Here is a 17,973-nt window from a genome sequence, read left to right as displayed (position 1 = left end):
CATCATGCAAATTACTGAAGACAACCTACTCAACATCATGCCCAACGCCCGCCGTCAAGCGGGCGTTTTTGTTTCACCGCTCAACGATGCCATGGCCCGCCATCGCATCGACACACCCAAACGCATCGCCGCGTTTCTCGCCCAGATCGGACACGAATCGGGGCAGTTGCAGTACGTGCGTGAACTGGGCAACAACCAATACCTGAGCAAATACGACACCGGTACGCTGGCCTTGCGCCTGGGCAACACGCCTGAGGCCGATGGCGACGGGCAGAAGTATCGCGGGCGCGGGCTGATCCAGATTACCGGCCGCGCCAACTATCGCCAGTGCAGCCTTGGGCTGTTCGGCGATGAACGTCTGCTGGCGCTGCCGGAACTGCTGGAACAACCGCAATGGGCGGCCGAGTCCGCCGCATGGTTCTGGGCGCAGAACGGCCTGAACGCGCTGGCGGATCAGGATCAGTTCAACAGCATTACCCGGCGGATCAACGGCGGGTTGAACGGCTTGCAGGATCGTCTGGAGCTTTGGGGGCGGGCGAGGGCGGTGTTATGCCTGCCTTCGGTCTGAGCGTCTGGCGGCTGATCGGCCTGGTGCTGCTGGCCGCAGGTTCGGCGGCACTGGCCTGGCAATTTCAGGACTGGCGCTACGGTCGACAACTGGCCGAACAGGCGCGGCTTCACGTCGAAACCCTTAATCAACTGACCTTGGCCGCCGCCACTGCGCAACAGGCCGAGCAGGACAAGCGTCTGGCCCTGGAGCAACGGCTCGCGGCCAGCGAACAAACCCATTACCGAGCACTGAACGATGCCCGACGTGATCAGGATCGCCTGCGCGATCGCCTTGCCACTGCTGATCTGCGCCTGTCAGTCCTCATCGACGCAGGCGACGCTGCCCAAGGCTGCGGTGTGTCAGCCACCTCCGGCGCCGGCGGCGTGGATCATGCAGCCGTACGCGCCCGACTTGACCCGGCGCATGCTCGACGAATTGTCGCCATCACCGGCGACGGCGATCGCGGACTGATCGCCTTGCAGGCCTGTCAGGCCTATATCAGAGCGCTGGCACCCGAACATTTTGAATAAGCTTGTGTATTGAAAGCGCAACCGGCTCGTGTACGGTGGTACCCATTCCATCCGATCCGGAGCGCGCCGTGAAAGAAATCACCCAACTGGCGGCCGAACTTGGCCGACGTCTGCAATTGCTCAATGCCCACGTCACTACGGCCGAGTCGTGCACCGGTGGCGGGATTGCCGAAGCCATCACCCGCATTCCGGGGAGTTCGGCATGGTTCGAGGCGGGTTACGTGACCTATTCCAACCGCCAGAAAACCCAGCAGCTGAATGTACCGACGGAGCTGTTCGGCACCGTGGGCGCGGTCAGTCGCGAAGTGGTCGAGGCCATGGTGCGCGGCGCCCAGGAAAAAAGCCTGGCGCGGTTTGCCGTGGCGGTCAGCGGCGTGGCCGGGCCGGACGGTGGTTCGCCGAACAAACCGGTGGGCACCGTCTGGCTGGCGTGGGGTGTGGGCGACCGGGTTTCCAGCGAGGTCCAGCACTTCCCCGGCAACCGCGACGAAGTCCGCCGACAAACGGTGAAGGCCGCGCTAGAGGGGCTCCTGCGACTAGCGGCACGAGAAATCGAAAATCAGGGGTAGGCGATCCGTGAACGCTGTGGAATAATACTGGCTACTTATACAGGTGTTGGCCGTCAGGCCTTATTGATTACGTGAGGACTTTAATGGACGACAACAAGAAGAAAGCCTTGGCTGCGGCCCTGGGTCAGATCGAACGTCAATTCGGCAAGGGTGCCGTAATGCGTATGGGCGATCAGGACCGTCAGGCGATCCCATCCATCTCCACCGGCTCTCTGGGTCTGGACATCGCACTCGGCATTGGCGGCCTGCCAAAAGGTCGTATCGTTGAAATCTACGGTCCTGAATCTTCCGGTAAAACCACACTGACGCTGTCCGTGATCGCCCAGGCTCAAAAAGCCGGCGCGACCTGCGCCTTCGTCGACGCCGAACACGCCCTCGACCCTGAGTACGCCGGCAAGCTGGGCGTCAACGTCGACGACCTGCTGGTTTCCCAGCCGGACACCGGTGAACAGGCCCTGGAAATCACCGACATGCTGGTGCGCTCCAACGCCGTTGACGTGATCATCGTCGACTCCGTGGCCGCACTGGTGCCGAAGGCTGAAATCGAAGGCGAAATGGGTGACATGCACGTGGGCCTGCAAGCCCGTCTGATGTCCCAGGCGCTGCGTAAAATCACCGGTAACATCAAGAACGCCAACTGCCTGGTGATCTTCATCAACCAGATCCGCATGAAGATCGGCGTGATGTTCGGCAGCCCGGAAACCACCACCGGTGGTAACGCGCTGAAGTTTTACGCCTCGGTTCGTCTCGACATCCGCCGTACCGGCGCGGTGAAGGAAGGCGACGAAGTGGTTGGTAGCGAAACCCGCGTCAAGGTTGTGAAGAACAAGGTCGCTTCGCCGTTCCGTCAGGCCGAGTTCCAGATTCTCTACGGCAAGGGCATCTACCTGAACGGCGAGATGATCGACCTGGGCGTACTGCACGGTTTCGTCGAGAAGTCCGGCGCCTGGTATGCCTACGAAGGCACCAAGATCGGTCAGGGCAAGGCCAACTCGGCCAAATTCCTGGCGGACAACCCGGAAGTCGCGGCCAAGCTCGAGAAGCAACTGCGTGACAAACTGCTGTCGCCAGCCGTGATCGCCGACTCCAAGGCTTCTGCGGTCAAAGAGACCGAAGACGACCTGGCTGACGCTGATATCTGATTGCACCGATGACAACCGCCGTACTCGATACCCTCGTCGCGGTGCGGCGAACCGCCATGGACCTGCTCGCACGTCGCGAGCATGGTCGAGTCGAGCTGACGCGCAAACTGCGTCAGCGTGGCGCTCCCCCCGAGATGATCGAAACAGCCCTCGACCGTTTGACGGAAGAAGGGCTGCTTTCCGAAGCCCGTTATCTTGAAAGCTTTGTCTCCTATCGCGCCCGCTCCGGTTACGGCCCGTTGCGGATTCGCGAAGAACTGAGCCAGCGCGGTTTGCAACGCGCCGATATCGAACTCGCCTTGCGTGAGAGCGGTATCAATTGGCAAGAACAGCTAACGGACACGTGGCAACGGAAATTCTCCGGACAGCTTCCCGGCGATGCCAAGGAACGCGCCAGACAAGGTCGATTCCTGGCGTACCGGGGATTCTCGATGGAGATGATCAACCGCTTGTTCAGTGGCAGAGGGATGGACGATTAAATCGCTCCAGCTTCATCTAAAAAATAAAACGGCCCGCTATTTCGATAGCGGGCCGTTTTTTTTGCCTTCACGTTACCTTCGACGGTTCGCGTGTGCGGTGCGCGGTCTGGGGTTTTGACTGGGCCCAGTTTTCCGGCAGGTTGATGTAGTCCACCAGCTCCCGCAGACGCCCGTGATCCCGGGCGTTGAAGGCGAATGCCAGGCGCGTCAGGTGGCTGAATTGAGCTTCGTCGTGCTCTTCGCCGGCGTAGGCGTGTTGATGGAACTGATCGCTCAGGCACAGATCGGCAAACGCTTCCTGCATATGGTCGAGGGCCTGATCGCTCAGCTTGTGGTTCATGCGAATGACAAATTGGCGCTTGAGCCAGCGGCTGGAGTGGAAGTTGCCGTAGAACTGGTTGATCTGCTCCACCGCTTCTTCAACGTTGTAGACCAGGCGTACAAGCTTCAGGTCGGTCGGCAGGATGTAGCGGTTTTCCTCCAGTTGCTGACGGATGAAGTCCAGCGCGCCTTGCCAGAACGTCCCGCCCGGTGCGTCCAGCAGCACCACTGGCACCAGGGGGCTTTTGCCGGTCTGGATCAGTGTGAGTACTTCCAGTGCTTCGTCCAGGGTGCCGAACCCGCCGGGGCACAACACCAGCGCATCGGCTTCCTTGACGAAGAACAGTTTGCGGGTGAAGAAAAAATGGAACGGCAGCAGGTTATTGGTGCCGTCCACGGTGGGGTTGGCATGTTGTTCGAAGGGCAGGGTGATGTTGAACCCCAGGCTGTGGTCGCGGCCGGCGCCTTCATGGGCGGCGGCCATGATTCCGCCGCCGGCACCGGTGATGACCATCATGTTCGAGCGGGCCAGCGAGGCCCCGAGTTCCCGAGCCATGGCGTAAAGGGGATGCTCGACCGGTGTGCGAGCCGAACCGAACACCGTGACCTTGCGTCGCCCCTTGAACTGTTCAAGCGTGCGAAAGGCCTGCTCCAGTTCGCGCAGGGCTTGCAGGGTGATCTTGGCGTTCCAGCGGTTGTGGTCTTCCTGGGCCATGCGCAGCACGGTCAGGATCATGTCGCGGTAGATGGGGGAATTCGGGCTGTTGGGTGATACCAGGTTGAGTTGTTCTTCGACCTTGCTGATGAGGTCGTGGCCGCTTTCCTGAAAATGACGGCTGAGCAGGTCATTAGGTTGGTAAGGCATGCAACTTCTCCTTCTGCACAGAGCTTTCGGCCCTGACGTGCGGCGTCAGTGCCGCGCTGCAAGAAAACAAACAGCCGGCAGCTCCTTTCCTGCCGTTAATAAAATGATCGGGAATACGTTGAATCTAGACCCTCAATGCATTTTTCGCTCATTGAGCATTACGCCGCAAAGTCTTTCCTGGCAACTGCTTATTGCCGTTTTGCGAAGTGTTTTCACCGCTCGTCCGATGCTGTGTCGATGGCTGAATGCTCTGATTTACTAAGTTAAAGGCGCCGTACGACAACTTTGCGTCAACGACCGTACGCAAGGTGCACGCTATTCAAGGATTTGCGGGTGGCATGGAGGCAGGACACATGACCAGAGTCATTCTGGAGATCGATACGCAGCTGTATCGGTTGTTGAAAGCATCGGCCGAGACCAATCATGTGAGTCTCGAAGAGGAGTGCTGCCGGCGCCTGGCGGGAGGGGATCGCCGCTCGCGTTACTTGCAGGCCTTGCTGGCCGAACTGCGCGCCGAGGATGAACAGCGGCGCGCTACGTCGCGATGATTACTTTTTCTTCGCTGGAGCCGCTTTCGGGCAATCCGATTCCTGGTAGCTGGCGGAGCCGATTGCCTTGTTGCTTTTTACTTCGGTGAAGTCGTAACGCATGATCGCGCCCTTGGCCATCAGCTTGCGGTACGACGGGTTGTTGCAGACCGAAGCGCCCAGCTGGAAATACACGGCTTTGGGATCGGCGCGCATTTTGTCGGCGTGGCTCTTTTGTACGCTCAGGTGATTGACCAGCGTGGTGCCTTCGACGGTGTAGCCCTGATCAAGAATGTCTTCGTTGATCGCCCGTGGCGTGCCGACGCTGCTTTGTGCGGCGACATTGCGCAGCTCTCGGTTCAGATTCTGCTCACTCAGGGATGCAGCCTGAGCGCTGAAGGACGAGGCCAGCAGAATGGCAGCGGTGGGAACGATAAGGCGCAGCATGAAACTCTCCTGGTTCAGTGACTGGTGGTTCGACCAGCCACGTGACTGTGCGTTCAGTGGCGGCGAATTATAGGGGAGCCGGTCGGGAGGGTACAGGCTTGTGCCCGTCGCTCTGGTAAACTGCCGGCCTTTATTGCCCTGCCGAGTGTCGTTCGTGTCGAGTTTTCCTGTCTGCCGGTGCCGCCTGCGATGAATCATGCCCCCAACGCCGTGGCCCGCCTGCGCGACCAGCGCGAGGACGAAGGCATCAAGCCGATCCAGGCCCGTGGTTTTCGCTCCCCGCGTTGCCGCGATTGCCGGGTGATCATCAGCCATTGCCTGTGCGCCTGGCGGCCCACCGTCGATGCGCGCTCGGGCGTTTGCCTGATCATGACCGGCAAGGAAGTGTTCAAACCCAGCAATACCGGCTGGTTGATCGCCGACATCGTGCGCGACAACCACGCCTTCATCTGGTCGCGGACCGAGCCCGACGAGCAACTGTTGGCGCTGCTGAACGACCCGCAATGGCAGCCATATCTGGTGTTCCCTGGCGAATACGTCGAGCCTTCGCGGGTGACCAACACCGTGGATCTTGATAGCAGCAAGCGTCCGCTGTTCATCCTGCTGGACGCGACCTGGACCGAAGCCCGGAAGATTTTCCGCAAGAGCCCGTATTTCGATCGTTTGCCGATACTCAGCCTGTTGCCCGACAAACTCTCGCGCTATCGCCTGCGCCGCTCGACCCGCAGCGAGCACCTGTGCACCGCCGAAGTGGCGGCGCTGTGCCTGGAACTGGCCGGCGATTCGGACGCGGCGTCGGCGCTGGATGCCTATTTCGATGTGTTCAGCCAGCATTACCTGGGGGCCAAGCAGCAACTGGACGTCAATGTGTCGACGCCGGCCCACGCCGAATTGCTGCCCTATATCCGAAACGCGGCGCCAGTACCGGCTTGATCCTGGCCCATACTGCTAAAGCAGTGGCCGTGCGGCTTGACCACCCCGGCTTCGCTGGTCATGCTTGGCGCCGATTGGGGTGCGGCCAAGGTTTGAAACGCCGTTTTTGTTCGTGATTGGCGTTGAACGTGCCCCTGTGGATGCCGCTGCCGGGCGGTATCTGGATTTGCTTTGGCAAGGCCCGAATGCGCGGGCCTGCCATCAAAAACAGGATCATTTGAAAAATGGCCACATACGACATCCTGATTGCCGATGATCACCCTCTCTTTCGTAGCGCACTGCATCAAGCGGTGACGATGGGCCTTGGCCCGGACGTACGCATGGTGGAGGTGGCGAGCATCGCCGAACTGGAAGCCCGCCTGACCGAAAAGGCTGACTGGGATCTGGTGCTGCTGGACCTGAACATGCCGGGCGCATTCGGGTTTTCCGGACTGGTGATGTTGCGCGGTCAATACCCGCAGATTCCGGTGGTAATGGTTTCGGCCCAGGAAGAAGCCTCGGTGATGGTCAAGTCCCGGGAATTCGGCGCCAGTGGCTTCATTCCCAAGTCCAGCGACCTGAGCGTGATTCAGGAAGCGGTGCGCAAAGTGCTGGATGGCGACGTGTTCTGGCCGCCCCAGGCGTTTGAAGCAGTCAGTGTTTCGGATGAAGCCAAAGCGGCCAGCGATGGCCTCGCCAGCCTGACGCCGCAGCAGTTCCGGGTGTTGACCATGGTCTGCGAAGGCTTGCTGAACAAGCAGATCGCCTATGAGCTGAGCGTGTCCGAAGCGACCATCAAAGCCCACGTCACGGCGATTTTTCGCAAGTTGAACGTGCGGACCCGGACCCAGGCCGCTTTACTGCTGCAACAACTTGAGTCAATTCCGAGCCAGTAAGCGCTGGCGTCTTCACGCTTTTTTGACTTTCGTTGATCTAGCTTCCCCACTTCCTTTCGGTCGGTTATCTACTTTATGTCACCTTTCAAGGGCCAGACGGGCCTGAAACGCATCCTCAATGCATCCGGTTATTCGCTGGACGGCTTGCGCGCCGCCTTCACCGGCGAAGCGGCTTTCCGCCAACTGGTGCTGCTCAACGTAGTGCTGATTCCGCTGACGTTTTTCCTCAATGTCAGCCGGGTCGAGCAGGCGCTGCTGATCGCGGTGTGCCTGCTGGCGCTGATCGTCGAGCTGTTGAATTCGGCGGTGGAGGCGGCCATTGACCGCATCTCGCTGGAGTTGCACCCGCTGTCCAAGAACGCCAAGGACATGGGCAGTGCCGCGCAATTCGTGGCACTGAGCATGATCGCCCTGGTGTGGGCGGTAATTCTGCTTTAAGCGATGCTCGGCAGGACGATCTCGTCGCTGCGCTGAACCCCGGCGGTGAACGCGCGGCACAGATCGAGAAACTCGCGCATGGCAGAGGTCTGGTACTTCTGTTTGTGCCAGATGAAGTAGAACTGCCGCGCCAGATCCAGATCCGGCGTCTCCACCGGCACCAGGCTGCCGCGGCGGAAGGCGTCACGCAGCGCCAGACGCGAGATGCAGCCAATACCCAGACCTGATTCCACCGCGCGCTTGATCGCTTCGGTGTGTTCCAGCTCCAGCCGGATGTTCAGCGCACTGCGGTGATGCCGCATTGCCTGATCGAACGTCAGGCGCGTCCCCGAACCCTGTTCCCGCAAAATCCACGCTTCGTGCGTTAACTCTTCCATGGTCGCACTGCCGCGTTTGGCCAGTGGATGCTGCGGGGCGCAGAACACCACGAGTTCATCCTCGACCCAGCTCTGTACTTCGATGTCCGGATGGCTGCAATCGCCTTCGATTAGACCCAGATCAATTTCGTAATGAGCCACTTGTTGCACGATATTGGCAGTGTTCTGCACATGCAGCTTCACCTGACTTTCGGGATGGCGCTGCATGAAGCCGCCGATCAGCAGCGTCGCCAGGTAATTGCCGATGGTCAGGGTCGCGCCCACCGACAGCGAGCCGAAACCGGATTTGCCGTTGAGCAGGTCTTCGATTTCCTTGGCCTGATCGAGCATGGCCACGGCTTGCGGCAACAACTGTTTGCCGAGGGCGTTGAGGCTCAGGCGTTTGCCGGCGCGATCGAACAGCTGGCAGCTGGACTGGCGCTCCAGTTCGGTGATGGATGTGCTGGCGGCCGATTGCGACAGGTTGAGCAGTCCCGCAGCACGGGACACGCTTTCCTGCTGGGCGACAGCGACGAAGACTTGCAGTTGACGGAGAGTAAATCGCATATCGATATAACCGATAACCCTTATCTTAATAATCCAGTTAACAGATATTGTCGGCGCTATTAGAATGCGATGCAATTGCGCACCGTCGGCGTCCTTCAATGCGAGCCGGGCAAGCGCAGATCAATCTCCAGGAGTCCCACGTACATGAGCAACATGAACCACGAGCGTGTCCTCAGTGTTCATCACTGGAACGACACTCTGTTCAGCTTCAAGTGCACCCGCGATCCGGGCCTGCGCTTCGAGAACGGTCAGTTCGTGATGATCGGCCTGCAACAGCCAAACGGCCGCCCGCTTATGCGCGCTTACTCGATCGCCAGCCCGAACTGGGAAGAGCATCTCGAGTTCTTCAGCATCAAGGTGCAGGACGGTCCGCTGACCTCCCAGCTGCAGCACCTGAAGGAAGGCGACGAGATCATCATCTCGAAAAAACCTACCGGCACCCTGGTGCTGGACGACCTGAACCCGGGCAAGCACCTGTACCTGCTGAGCACCGGTACTGGTCTGGCGCCGTTCATGAGCGTGATCCAGGACCCTGAAACCTACGAGCGCTTCGAGAAAGTGATCTTGGTTCACGGTGTTCGTTACGTCAACGAAGTCGCCTACCGCGAATTCATCACCGAGCACCTGCCGCAGAACGAGTTCTTCGGCGAGGCGCTGCGTGACAAGCTGATCTACTACCCGACCGTGACCCGCGAGCCGTTCGAGAATCAGGGCCGTCTGACCGACCTGATGCGCAGCGGCAAGCTGTTCAGCGACATCGGCCTGCCACCGATCAACCCGCAGGACGACCGCGCGATGATCTGCGGCAGCCCGAGCATGCTCGATGAGACCAGCGAAGTGCTCGACAGCTTCGGCCTGAAGATCTCGGCGCGGATGCGCGAGCCGGGTGATTACCTGATCGAGCGTGCATTCGTCGAGAAATAAGCACATTCAAATCTGTGGGAGCGAGCTTGCTCGCGAATAAAGTAGAACATTCAGCAGTTGTGTTGACTGACACGCCGCCTTCGCGAGCAAGCTCGCTCCCACATTGATTTGTATTGCATGAAAAAGCCCGCGTTGCCTGAGAAGGCAGCGCGGGCTTTTTCGTTTTCGCGATTCAATCAGCGGCGGGAATCACTTCCAGGACGCGGATTTTTTCGGGTGTCGGGTAATGCCAGCGCACATCCAGATCCCAGAACTGCGCGCCGTACTCGCGTTCGGGCGTGGGCGTTTGATACGCCGGGCGCGGGTCTTGGGCCAGACACTGTTCGATCAACGCCACTAAAGGCTCATCAAGGCGCTGAGCGTGCGTATGTGCCTGTTGCAGCGCCGTGTCCGTCCACTGCACGTCGATCAGTTGCGGCGCGGCACTGGCAATGTTGTTGGAGGCGTCAGCAATGATGTCGGCGTACGGCACGTAGGGTTTGATGTCGAGAATCGGCGTGCCGTCCAGCAAGTCGATGCCGGAAATGAACAGGCGATTGGCCTCGACCTTATCCAGCTTCACCACTGATTGGCCGATGCCGTTCGGCCGATGCGTGGCGCGGGTAGCAAATACGCCCATGGATTTGTTGCCGCCCAAGCGAGGAGGGCGGACTTTGAGACGCGGCTTGTCTTCCAGCGCCTGATGAAACAGGAACAGCAGCCAGACATGACTGACCTGCTCTAGCCCCTGCACCGCGTCGCCCTGATCGAACGGTGCCACCAGTTCCAGCACGCCACGGGCGGCGGGGGCCAGTTGCGGCTGGCGCGGGATGGCGAACTTCTCCTTGAAACAGGAGCGGACGAAGCCGATGGGTGAGACGCTGTAAGTCATGGTTTACATTCGAAGCGGAGCAGGGCAGGCATGATAACCCGGCAGGCTTCAAGTCTGGTGCTGACAGATCTGGCCTCTTCGCGAGCAGGCTCGCTCCCACAGGGGAACGCATTCCAAATGTGGGAGCGAGCTTGCTCGCGAAGGCCGCACCGCTGATCTACAGACTAAACCCGCCATCCAGCGGAATGATATTCCCGGTCATGTAGGCCCCGGCGGTACTCGCCAGGCTGATCGCCAACGCCGCCATTTCCTCTTCACGGCCCCAGCGTTTCATCGGGATCAGCGCGGTGTCTTCGGCCAGCGCCTGCTGGTCGCTGCCGATGTGCTGGGTCATCTTGCTCGGGAAGCGCCCTGGCGCGATGACGTTGACGTTGATGTGCTGGCTCACCAGTTCGCGGGCGAGAATCCGCGACAGTTGATGCAGAGCAGCCTTGCTCGGCCCGTAGGCGTAGGCCTGTTCGCCGAAGGAAGAAATCCCTGCCACCGAGCCGATGTTGATGATTCGCGCTGGATTGGCCGCCGACCCGGATTTGCGCAGCAACGGCAGAAATTGCTGGATGCAACTGAACACCGACGTCACGTTGAGCTGCATGACTTTCTCCCAGCCCTTGACCGGGTAGCTCTCCAGCGGCGCGCCCCAGGTAGTGCCGGCGTTGTTCACCAGAATGTCCAGATGAGTGATCTGCTCGCCCAGTCGCGCGGCCAGCTCTTTCACGCCTTCTTCCGTAGCCAGGTTCGCCGCCACGCCATGACAAGTGCCCAGAGCACTGAGTTCTTCAGCGGTTTGATGACAGGCTTCAGCGTCACGGGAGCAGACGTACACGCGGGCGCCGGCTTCGACATAAGCCTTGGCGATCATTTTGCCGATACCACGGGTGCCGCCGGTCACCAGGGCGGTGCGGCCTTGCAGGGAGAAATACGGGTGCATGGCGAATCCTGAGGGCTAGGGTTCAGTACACCCTAGTCGCCGGCCGCGAAAAGCGGAGCCACTATTTTTCGAGGGAATGGAGGGGCATGCATGAAAACGGCGACCGAAGTCGCCGTTTTGTTTTTGCAAAAAAATCAGCCGCGAACGCGCAGGGTCAGGCCCTTGAGGAAGTTGCGCAGCAACTGATCGCCGCACGGACGGTAGTTGGTGTGGCCAACCTTGCGGAAAAGTGCGCTCAGCTCAGGCTTGGACACCGGGAAATCGGCAGCCTTGAGGATCGCGTGCATGTCGTCTTCTTTCAGTTCGAAGGCCACGCGCAGCTTTTTCAGGATGATGTTGTTGGTCACCGGCACTTCGATCGGCAGCGGCGGACGGCTTTCGTCCTTGCCGCGCTTGAAGATCACCAGGCCGTCGAGGAAGTGCGCGATGACTTCGTCCGGGCAGCGCACGAAACCTTCTTCGTCTTCTTCCTTCTTGTCGAGGTACGTCACGACATCGGCAAGCGTGACGTCCAGGCCGCCAAGTTTGATGATCTCGACCACTTTCTTGTCGCTGATGTCGAGCATGTAGCGCACGCTGCGCAGAACGTCGTTGTGAACCATGTGTGCAATCCTGATTGTTCGCTGTGGGCATCGTGCGGGCGCGATGCCGGAAATGTAGGGTGGCTTGCGAGCCTTAGAATTTCTCTTTACCGGACAGGTAGCGCCATTGGCCGACCGGCACCTTGCCGATGGACACGCCGCCGATGCGGATGCGGCGGATGCCGATCACCTTCAGGCCGACCGCTTCGCACAACTGGGCGATCAGGCCTGGCTGCGGGTTTTTCATGGCGAAGCGCAGACGGTTTTCGCTCTGCCAGCTGGCTTTGACCGGCGGCAATTCGATGCCCTTGACGCGCAGGCCGTGCTGCATGCGGTTCAGGCCGTGTTCCGTCATATCGCCTTCGACTTCGACCACGTATTCCTGCTCGATCTTGGCCGCGTCGGCGGTGAGCTTGCGCAACACCTTCCAGTCCTGGGTGAACACCAGCAGGCCGCTGGCCTTGGGTTGCAGGTCGGCGCTGGCGGTCAGGCGCAGAAAGTGTCCGCGCAGCGGACGCTTGCCGTAGCGGTGTTCTTCGCTGAGGGTTTCGGCGTTCAGCGACTGCATGGCGCTGTCGACATCCATGCCCGCCGGCACGTTGAGCAGGAGGGTCACCGGCTCCGGCGCGGTGGCCTTCGCGTCCTTGTCGAGCTCGACTTTCTGGTCGCCGACCTTGAACTGCGGCTCGTCGATGACTTCGCCGTCCACGGTGACCCAGCCGCCTTCGATGAACAGCTCGGCCTCCCGGCGGGAGCAACCGACCATCTCGATGAGGCGTTTGGAGAGGCGAATCGGGTCAGTCATGACAGGGGCCGTAACAAAAAAGGGGTGGGCATTGTACCTGCCTGGGGCCGGTTAAGCCCGATTGCATTTACAGGTGCTGAATTCAATGTGGGAGCGAGCTTGCTCGCGAAGGCGTCCTGTCAGTCTATTTCTGCAGTGGCTGTTGCACCGCATTCGCGAGCAAGCTCGCTCCCACAGTGGTTTTGTTGTGTGTCAGGCATGGTTCGAGCGTTGCTGATTCTGCCGCAAGCGCATGTGCAACAGCGGATACGGCTGGCCCATGCCATCGACTTCCGAGCGGCCGATCACCTCGAACCCTTGCTTGAAGTAAAACCCCAGGGCCTGCGGGTTCTGTTCGTTGACGTCCAGTTCGTCGGCGTTCAGGTGTTCCATGGCGTATTTCAACAGTTTCTTGCCAAGGCCCTGGCCGCGATGGGCCGGGTCGATGAACAGCATTTCGATCTTGCCCGCCGCGACCCCGGCAAACCCGGTGATGCGCTGATGGCTGTCCCGGGTGCAGATCAGCATCACCGCGTCGAGGTAGCGGGTCAGCACCAGATTCTTCAACAGTTCGATGTAGGATTCCGGCAGGAAATCATGAGTCGCGCGCACCGAGGCCTCCCAGACCCGGGTCAGTTCCTGATAATCGCTGAGTTTCGGCGTGTGGATGACCGAGTGGTGACGCATGCCCAATAGCCTCTTTGTCATGGATGAGGGAGTCCTTCCCACCCCAAACTCTAGCCGTAAAAAAGCCCCGCATCTCGTAAAAGAGAGCGGGGCTTTCTGTATTTTTCGCGCTTAGATCTGTTCGGCCCAGAGGTCGTATTCGTCGGCGTCGGTCACTTTGCACCAGACCTTGTCGCCCGGCTTGAGGTTGCTGCCGTTGTCGATGAACACGTTGCCGTCGATTTCCGGGGCATCGAAGAAGCAGCGGCCGACCGCGCCTTGCTCGTCGACTTCGTCGACCAATACTTCGATTTCACGGCCGATGCGCATTTGCAGGCGCGCCGAGCTGATTTCCTGCTGGTGCGCCATGAAGCGTTCCCAACGATCCTGTTTGACGTCGTCCGGAACGATGTCGAGGTTCAGGTCATTGGCCGGCGCGCCTTCGACCGGCGAGTACTGGAAGCAGCCGACGCGGTCGAGCTGGGCTTGGGTCAGCCAGTCCAGCAGGTACTGGAAGTCTTCTTCGGTTTCGCCGGGGAAGCCGACGATGAAGGTCGAACGGATGATCAGGTCCGGGCAGATCTCGCGCCAGTTCTTGATCCGCGCCAGGGTCTTGTCTTCGAACGCCGGGCGTTTCATCGACTTCAGGACTTTCGGGCTGGCGTGCTGGAACGGGATGTCCAGGTACGGCAGGATCTTGCCGGCGGCCATCAGCGGGATCAGCTCGTCGACGTGCGGGTACGGGTAAACGTAGTGCAGACGGACCCAGACGCCGAGGGTGCTCAGCGCTTCGCACAGTTCGGTCATGCGGGTTTTCACCGGCGCGCCGTTCCAGAAGCCGGTGCGGTATTTGACGTCAACGCCATAGGCGCTGGTGTCCTGGGAAATCACCAGCAGTTCCTTCACGCCGGATTTGACCAGACGCTGGGCTTCGTCGAGCACGTCGCCCACCGGACGGCTGACCAGTTTGCCGCGCATCGACGGGATGATGCAGAAGCTGCAGCTGTGGTTGCAGCCTTCGGAAATCTTCAGGTACGCGTAGTGACGCGGGGTCAGCTTGATGCCTTGCGGCGGCACCAGGTCGATCAGCGGGTTGTGATCCTGCTTCGGCGGCACGACTTCGTGCACCGCGTTGACCACTTGCTCGTACTGCTGCGGACCGGTAACGGCCAGCACACTCGGGTGCACGTCACGGATATTGCCTTCTTCCACGCCCATGCAGCCGGTCACGATGACCTTGCCGTTTTCCTTGATCGCTTCGCCGATGACTTCCAGCGATTCGGCCTTGGCCGAGTCGATGAAGCCGCAGGTGTTGACCACGACCACGTCGGCGTCCTGATAGGTGGACACCACGTCATAGCCTTCCATGCGCAGCTGGGTCAGGATGCGCTCGGAGTCGACCAGTGCTTTCGGGCAACCCAGAGAAACGAAGCCAACCTTTGGATTGGCCGGCGCAGGAGTGGTGGACATGTCTAACCTCGGTGTTTTGTGACGCCGCTTTCCTGATGCGAAAAGCCGACGGACGGGCGCTTGAACTGCGCCTCTGATCAAAAAGTGCGCAATTCTAGCGACGAGCAGCGCACTTGACCAGCTTTATGCAGGGAAATACGACGAGTGCTGCGCTATGCTTCGCGCCGTTGCGCTTTACTGAATTTTTACAGTCAAGAAAACGTCTGTTACAGGGCGTAAAAAGCGCATGCTGCACACAAAGCATAGTGCTTCATATAAGAAGCCGGTCTGGGAATCAGGAGTGTTGGATGGGGCAGGCAAGTAGTCACGCGGCAGGCGCCGAAGGTTCGGCCACCAAGCCGCTGAGCATGCTGGTCGCGGCGGTCGGGGTAGTTTACGGCGACATCGGCACGAGCCCGTTGTACACCCTCAAAGAAGTGTTTTCCGGCGCTTACGGTGTGCCCGTCAATCACGACGGAGTGCTCGGCATTCTGTCGCTGATTTTCTGGTCGCTGATCTGGGTCGTTTCAATCAAGTACATGATGTTCGTCCTGCGCGCCGACAACCAGGGCGAAGGCGGGATCATGGCGCTCACCGCGCTGGCGCGGCGGGCAGCGGCGGGGCGCAAGCGGTTGCGCACGTTGCTGGTGGTCTGCGGACTGATCGGCGCGGCGCTGTTCTATGGCGACAGCATGATCACCCCGGCGATTTCCGTGCTCTCGGCCATTGAAGGTCTGGGCCTGGCCTTTGACGGCATCGATCACTGGGTGGTGCCGCTGTCGCTGGTGGTGCTGGTGGCGCTGTTTCTGATCCAGAAACACGGCACGGCGCGGATCGGCATTCTGTTCGGGCCGATCATGGTCACGTGGTTCCTAGTCCTCGGCGCCCTCGGCGTGTACGGCATCAGCCACACTCCCGAAGTGCTGCACGCTTTGAACCCGGCGTGGGCGGTGCGGTTCTTCACCGTTCATCCGGGCATGGGCGTAGCGATCCTCGGCGCCGTGGTGCTGGCGCTGACCGGTGCCGAAGCGCTGTACGCCGACATGGGCCACTTCGGCCGCAAGCCGATTGCCCGGGCGTGGTTCCTGCTGGTGCTGCCGGCGCTGGTGCTCAACTACTTCGGTCAGGGCGCCTTGCTGCTGGACAACCCGGAAGCGGCGCGCAACCCGTTTTATCTGCTGGCGCCGAGCTGGGCGCTGATTCCGCTGGTCGGTCTGTCGACCCTGGCGACGGTGATCGCGTCCCAGGCAGTGATCTCCGGTGCGTTCTCACTGACCCGTCAGGCGATCCAGCTCGGTTACATCCCGCGCATGTACATCCAGCACACCTCCAGCGACGAGCAGGGCCAGATCTACATCGGTGCCGTTAACTGGTCGCTGATGGTCGGCGTCGTGTTGTTGGTGATCGGTTTCGAATCCTCCGGCGCCCTGGCTTCGGCCTACGGTGTGGCGGTGACCGGCACCATGCTGATGACCACGATTCTGGTGTCGGCAGTCATGTTGCTGCTGTGGAAATGGCCACCGATTCTGGCGGTGCCGGTTTTGATCGGCTTCCTGCTGGTGGACGGCCTGTACTTCGCCGCCAACGTGCCGAAGATCGTCCAGGGCGGTGCCTTCCCGGTGATCGCCGGTATCGCGCTGTTCGTGCTGATGACCACCTGGAAGCGCGGCAAGCAACTGCTGGTCGAGCGCCTCGACGAAGGCGCGCTGCCACTGCCGATCTTCATCAGCAGCATCCGCGTGCAACCACCGCACCGCGTGCAGGGCACCGCCGTGTTCCTTACCGCGCGCTCCGACGCGGTGCCGCACGCGCTGTTGCACAACCTGTTGCACAACCAGGTCTTGCACGAACAAGTGGTGCTGCTGACCGTCGTCTACGAAGACATCCCGCGCGTACCGCCATCGCGCCGCTTCGAAGTCGAAGCCCACGGCGAAGGCTTCTTCCGGGTGATCCTGCACTTCGGCTTCACCGACGAACCGGACGTGCCGCAGGCACTGAAGCTGTGTCATCTGGATGATCTGGACTTCAGCCCGATGCGCACCACCTACTTCCTCAGCCGCGAAACGGTGATCGCCTCGAAACTTGAAGGCATGGCCCGTTGGCGTGAGGCGCTGTTTGCGTTCATGTTGAAGAATGCCAATGGCAATTTGCGCTTCTTCAATCTGCCGCTGAATAGGGTGATTGAGTTGGGGACGCAGGTGGAGATGTAAACCGGCGTCATCGAAGAGCCCCCGTCAGCCTTGTGGCTGGCGGGGGCTTTTTCGTTTTTGTGCTGTTACATGCTTTCTGGCAGTTCTGCCTCAGATTCGGTCTTCGTTCGCGCAGGTCGCGGCATCAGGGCCTTCATCACGTCGTCGACCAAGGCCTTGCCGATTATCGTCAGGTAATGCGCGGCCCAGGCGTGGCGGTCGCTTTCCTTGTCGTAGGCGGCGTCCTCGGCGAAGGATTTGGCGAGGAACAACAGGTCTGAAGCCTGGGACAGTGCTTCGACGATGGGGATGCCGGAGCGAACGTTGAGTAACGCCTGATCCGAGCTGTAGAGGAAAGAGGTGAAGCCGATGGTTGTGAGGTCTGAAGGTGATGAAGGGCTTTGTTTGCTCATTGTTTCGCTCCATAAAACGAAGAGCTGCCGCATTCGTTACCACACGAATGGGTGGCAGCTGTACGCAGGGTGGTAAACCGGGGGAGCAAAGAAACCGGCAGACCCGAAGGTCTCCCACGCACAGCCGCCATGACTCAAGTTGCAGGCGTAAAAACACCTGAGTCGTGATGGGAATGCTGTTGCACTTTGCCTTGCCGGGTTACCACACCCGATCACTGAAATAGTCAGCGACCTCTGGAGAGTATCCCGTCGAAAAACAGCGCAACAGGGCGGCAAAGTGCCCAAACACGAGATTAGGAGTTTGCCTACAAGGTATGCGGACGTCATCTGATATTGCGACACCAGAAGTAAGCGAAACTATGCGTCGGACAGAATCAATGCGCTAAGCAGGTGTTGATTCTTCATTGAGCTGCGCTTAACAACTGTCCTTTGTCCCAGGACTGAGGACAGTTCGAGTGACAGGCGACATTCTTGGAGAAGGGTGTTCATGAAAAAATGCTTGAAACAGAAAAGGCTGGATGAGCTCGAGAGTCTTCGGGTTGAATCGGCAGCCAAGGCACGATTAAGCA

21 protein-coding genes are annotated in these 17,973 nt (G+C 60.0%); 11 read left to right on the top strand and 10 right to left on the bottom strand.

Annotated elements, in window-relative coordinates; all coding sequences use genetic code 11:
• The first annotated feature begins 4 nt into the window (after positions 1-4).
• The 5 genes from CAF63_RS02835 to recX all read left to right on the top strand — a co-directional run bounded on the left by CAF63_RS02835 (position 5) and on the right by recX (position 3,270).
• The gene (locus tag CAF63_RS02835) at positions 5-568 is read left to right on the top strand and encodes a glycoside hydrolase family 19 protein (protein ID WP_011332739.1); all 564 of its coding nucleotides are present in this window, start codon (positions 5-7) and stop codon (positions 566-568) included.
• On the top strand, positions 550-1,080 hold the full coding sequence (locus tag CAF63_RS02830; RefSeq protein ID WP_085683316.1) for a lysis system i-spanin subunit Rz: 531 nt from the start codon (positions 550-552) through the stop codon (positions 1,078-1,080). Before CAF63_RS02835 ends, CAF63_RS02830 begins: the two co-directional genes overlap by 19 nt.
• A 68-nt stretch (positions 1,081-1,148) precedes the next feature.
• Complete coding sequence (locus tag CAF63_RS02825) at positions 1,149-1,649, top strand: CinA family protein (RefSeq protein ID WP_085683315.1); 501 nt, start codon at positions 1,149-1,151, stop codon at positions 1,647-1,649.
• An 83-nt stretch (positions 1,650-1,732) separates the two neighbouring features.
• Positions 1,733-2,791 (top strand): recombinase RecA, encoded by a 1,059-nt coding sequence (recA, locus tag CAF63_RS02820; RefSeq protein WP_085683314.1) that lies wholly within the window; start codon positions 1,733-1,735, stop codon positions 2,789-2,791.
• Positions 2,792-2,799: 8 nt separating this feature from the next.
• Complete coding sequence (recX, locus tag CAF63_RS02815; RefSeq protein WP_039771298.1) at positions 2,800-3,270, top strand: recombination regulator RecX; 471 nt, start codon at positions 2,800-2,802, stop codon at positions 3,268-3,270.
• A 67-nt stretch (positions 3,271-3,337) separates the two neighbouring features.
• Here the strand turns inward: recX and CAF63_RS02810 are convergent, their stop codons facing one another.
• Positions 3,338-4,456 (bottom strand): TIGR00730 family Rossman fold protein, encoded by a 1,119-nt coding sequence (locus CAF63_RS02810; protein ID WP_085683313.1) that lies wholly within the window; start codon positions 4,454-4,456, stop codon positions 3,338-3,340.
• A gap of 353 nt (positions 4,457-4,809) precedes the next feature.
• Between CAF63_RS02810 and CAF63_RS02805 the strand changes: the two genes are divergently transcribed.
• Positions 4,810-5,004 carry a hypothetical protein gene (locus CAF63_RS02805; protein WP_007954932.1) on the top strand — a complete coding sequence of 65 codons (195 nt, stop codon included), beginning with the start codon at positions 4,810-4,812 and terminating at the stop codon, positions 5,002-5,004.
• Here CAF63_RS02805 and CAF63_RS02800 read toward each other — a convergent pair whose 3' ends face one another.
• The gene (locus CAF63_RS02800; RefSeq protein WP_064593873.1) at positions 5,005-5,430 is read right to left on the bottom strand and encodes a PA3611 family quorum-sensing-regulated virulence factor; all 426 of its coding nucleotides are present in this window, start codon (positions 5,428-5,430) and stop codon (positions 5,005-5,007) included.
• 189 nt (positions 5,431-5,619) lie between these two features.
• On the opposite strand from CAF63_RS02800, the gene CAF63_RS02795 reads away from it, so the two are divergent.
• The 3 genes from CAF63_RS02795 to CAF63_RS02785 all read left to right on the top strand — a co-directional run bounded on the left by CAF63_RS02795 (position 5,620) and on the right by CAF63_RS02785 (position 7,676).
• The gene (locus tag CAF63_RS02795; protein WP_039771302.1) at positions 5,620-6,363 is read left to right on the top strand and encodes a tRNA-uridine aminocarboxypropyltransferase; all 744 of its coding nucleotides are present in this window, start codon (positions 5,620-5,622) and stop codon (positions 6,361-6,363) included.
• 224 nt (positions 6,364-6,587) lie between these two features.
• Entirely contained in the window at positions 6,588-7,238 is a 651-nt protein-coding gene (gene erdR, locus CAF63_RS02790) for a response regulator transcription factor ErdR (RefSeq protein ID WP_085647827.1), read from the top strand.
• A gap of 75 nt (positions 7,239-7,313) precedes the next feature.
• Entirely contained in the window at positions 7,314-7,676 is a 363-nt protein-coding gene (locus CAF63_RS02785) for a diacylglycerol kinase (protein ID WP_003222276.1), read from the top strand.
• Here the strand turns inward: CAF63_RS02785 and CAF63_RS02780 are convergent.
• Positions 7,673-8,599: a LysR family transcriptional regulator gene (locus tag CAF63_RS02780; RefSeq protein ID WP_007954941.1), complete on the bottom strand. Its 927-nt coding sequence runs from the start codon at positions 8,597-8,599 to the stop codon at positions 7,673-7,675. The two genes, CAF63_RS02785 and CAF63_RS02780, sit on opposite strands and share 4 nt — an antisense overlap.
• Before the next feature lie 144 nt (positions 8,600-8,743).
• Between CAF63_RS02780 and fpr the strand changes: the two genes are divergently transcribed.
• Positions 8,744-9,523: a ferredoxin-NADP reductase gene (fpr, locus tag CAF63_RS02775; protein WP_007908723.1), complete on the top strand. Its 780-nt coding sequence runs from the start codon at positions 8,744-8,746 to the stop codon at positions 9,521-9,523.
• Between the two features lie 172 nt (positions 9,524-9,695).
• On the opposite strand, the gene tsaA is transcribed toward fpr, so the two are convergent.
• From tsaA to rimO, 6 genes are all read right to left on the bottom strand, one after another.
• Entirely contained in the window at positions 9,696-10,394 is a 699-nt protein-coding gene (gene tsaA, locus CAF63_RS02770) for a tRNA (N6-threonylcarbamoyladenosine(37)-N6)-methyltransferase TrmO (protein WP_085683312.1), read from the bottom strand.
• Positions 10,395-10,551: 157 nt separating this feature from the next.
• Complete coding sequence (locus tag CAF63_RS02765) at positions 10,552-11,322, bottom strand: SDR family oxidoreductase (RefSeq protein ID WP_085683311.1); 771 nt, start codon at positions 11,320-11,322, stop codon at positions 10,552-10,554.
• A gap of 134 nt (positions 11,323-11,456) precedes the next feature.
• Positions 11,457-11,924, bottom strand: a complete 468-nt coding sequence (locus CAF63_RS02760) for a DUF1456 family protein (RefSeq protein ID WP_064379066.1) — start codon at positions 11,922-11,924, stop codon at positions 11,457-11,459.
• A 73-nt stretch (positions 11,925-11,997) separates the two neighbouring features.
• The gene (locus CAF63_RS02755; RefSeq protein WP_085683310.1) at positions 11,998-12,708 is read right to left on the bottom strand and encodes an rRNA pseudouridine synthase; all 711 of its coding nucleotides are present in this window, start codon (positions 12,706-12,708) and stop codon (positions 11,998-12,000) included.
• 192 nt (positions 12,709-12,900) lie between these two features.
• Complete coding sequence (locus tag CAF63_RS02750; protein WP_085605315.1) at positions 12,901-13,374, bottom strand: GNAT family N-acetyltransferase; 474 nt, start codon at positions 13,372-13,374, stop codon at positions 12,901-12,903.
• Between the two features lie 111 nt (positions 13,375-13,485).
• On the bottom strand, positions 13,486-14,823 hold the full coding sequence (gene rimO / locus CAF63_RS02745; protein WP_085683309.1) for a 30S ribosomal protein S12 methylthiotransferase RimO: 1,338 nt from the start codon (positions 14,821-14,823) through the stop codon (positions 13,486-13,488).
• A gap of 347 nt (positions 14,824-15,170) precedes the next feature.
• On the opposite strand from rimO, the gene CAF63_RS02735 reads away from it, so the two are divergent.
• On the top strand, positions 15,171-17,012 hold the full coding sequence (locus CAF63_RS02735) for a potassium transporter Kup (protein ID WP_371807387.1): 1,842 nt from the start codon (positions 15,171-15,173) through the stop codon (positions 17,010-17,012).
• Positions 17,013-17,077: 65 nt separating this feature from the next.
• Here CAF63_RS02735 and CAF63_RS02730 read toward each other — a convergent pair whose 3' ends face one another.
• Positions 17,078-17,404, bottom strand: a complete 327-nt coding sequence (locus CAF63_RS02730; protein ID WP_085683307.1) for a DUF3077 domain-containing protein — start codon at positions 17,402-17,404, stop codon at positions 17,078-17,080.
• Between the last annotated feature and the right edge of the window lie 569 nt (positions 17,405-17,973).

Source organism: Pseudomonas sp. B20(2017), from assembly GCF_002113125.1.
Lineage (GTDB): Bacteria > Pseudomonadota > Gammaproteobacteria > Pseudomonadales > Pseudomonadaceae > Aquipseudomonas.
Note: the sequence above shows the minus strand (reverse complement) of the source record. Positions and strands in the feature narration are given on the sequence as shown.

Coding starts and splice junctions, on each gene's coding strand:
- CAF63_RS02755 (WP_085683310.1), bottom strand. CDS start 12,708: ATGACTGACCCGATTCGCCTCTCCAAACGCCTCATCGAGATGGTCGGT.
- CAF63_RS02800 (WP_064593873.1), bottom strand. CDS start 5,430: ATGCTGCGCCTTATCGTTCCCACCGCTGCCATTCTGCTGGCCTCGTCC.
- CAF63_RS02810 (WP_085683313.1), bottom strand. CDS start 4,456: ATGCCTTACCAACCTAATGACCTGCTCAGCCGTCATTTTCAGGAAAGC.
- CAF63_RS02760 (WP_064379066.1), bottom strand. CDS start 11,924: ATGGTTCACAACGACGTTCTGCGCAGCGTGCGCTACATGCTCGACATC.
- CAF63_RS02765 (WP_085683311.1), bottom strand. CDS start 11,322: ATGCACCCGTATTTCTCCCTGCAAGGCCGCACCGCCCTGGTGACCGGC.
- CAF63_RS02835 (WP_011332739.1), top strand. CDS start 5: ATGCAAATTACTGAAGACAACCTACTCAACATCATGCCCAACGCCCGC.
- CAF63_RS02750 (WP_085605315.1), bottom strand. CDS start 13,374: ATGCGTCACCACTCGGTCATCCACACGCCGAAACTCAGCGATTATCAG.
- fpr (WP_007908723.1), top strand. CDS start 8,744: ATGAGCAACATGAACCACGAGCGTGTCCTCAGTGTTCATCACTGGAAC.
- CAF63_RS02780 (WP_007954941.1), bottom strand. CDS start 8,599: ATGCGATTTACTCTCCGTCAACTGCAAGTCTTCGTCGCTGTCGCCCAG.
- CAF63_RS02730 (WP_085683307.1), bottom strand. CDS start 17,404: ATGAGCAAACAAAGCCCTTCATCACCTTCAGACCTCACAACCATCGGC.
- recA (WP_085683314.1), top strand. CDS start 1,733: ATGGACGACAACAAGAAGAAAGCCTTGGCTGCGGCCCTGGGTCAGATC.
- CAF63_RS02805 (WP_007954932.1), top strand. CDS start 4,810: ATGACCAGAGTCATTCTGGAGATCGATACGCAGCTGTATCGGTTGTTG.
- rimO (WP_085683309.1), bottom strand. CDS start 14,823: ATGTCCACCACTCCTGCGCCGGCCAATCCAAAGGTTGGCTTCGTTTCT.
- erdR (WP_085647827.1), top strand. CDS start 6,588: ATGGCCACATACGACATCCTGATTGCCGATGATCACCCTCTCTTTCGT.
- recX (WP_039771298.1), top strand. CDS start 2,800: ATGACAACCGCCGTACTCGATACCCTCGTCGCGGTGCGGCGAACCGCC.
- CAF63_RS02785 (WP_003222276.1), top strand. CDS start 7,314: ATGTCACCTTTCAAGGGCCAGACGGGCCTGAAACGCATCCTCAATGCA.
- CAF63_RS02735 (WP_371807387.1), top strand. CDS start 15,171: ATGCTGGTCGCGGCGGTCGGGGTAGTTTACGGCGACATCGGCACGAGC.
- tsaA (WP_085683312.1), bottom strand. CDS start 10,394: ATGACTTACAGCGTCTCACCCATCGGCTTCGTCCGCTCCTGTTTCAAG.
- CAF63_RS02830 (WP_085683316.1), top strand. CDS start 550: ATGCCTGCCTTCGGTCTGAGCGTCTGGCGGCTGATCGGCCTGGTGCTG.
- CAF63_RS02795 (WP_039771302.1), top strand. CDS start 5,620: ATGAATCATGCCCCCAACGCCGTGGCCCGCCTGCGCGACCAGCGCGAG.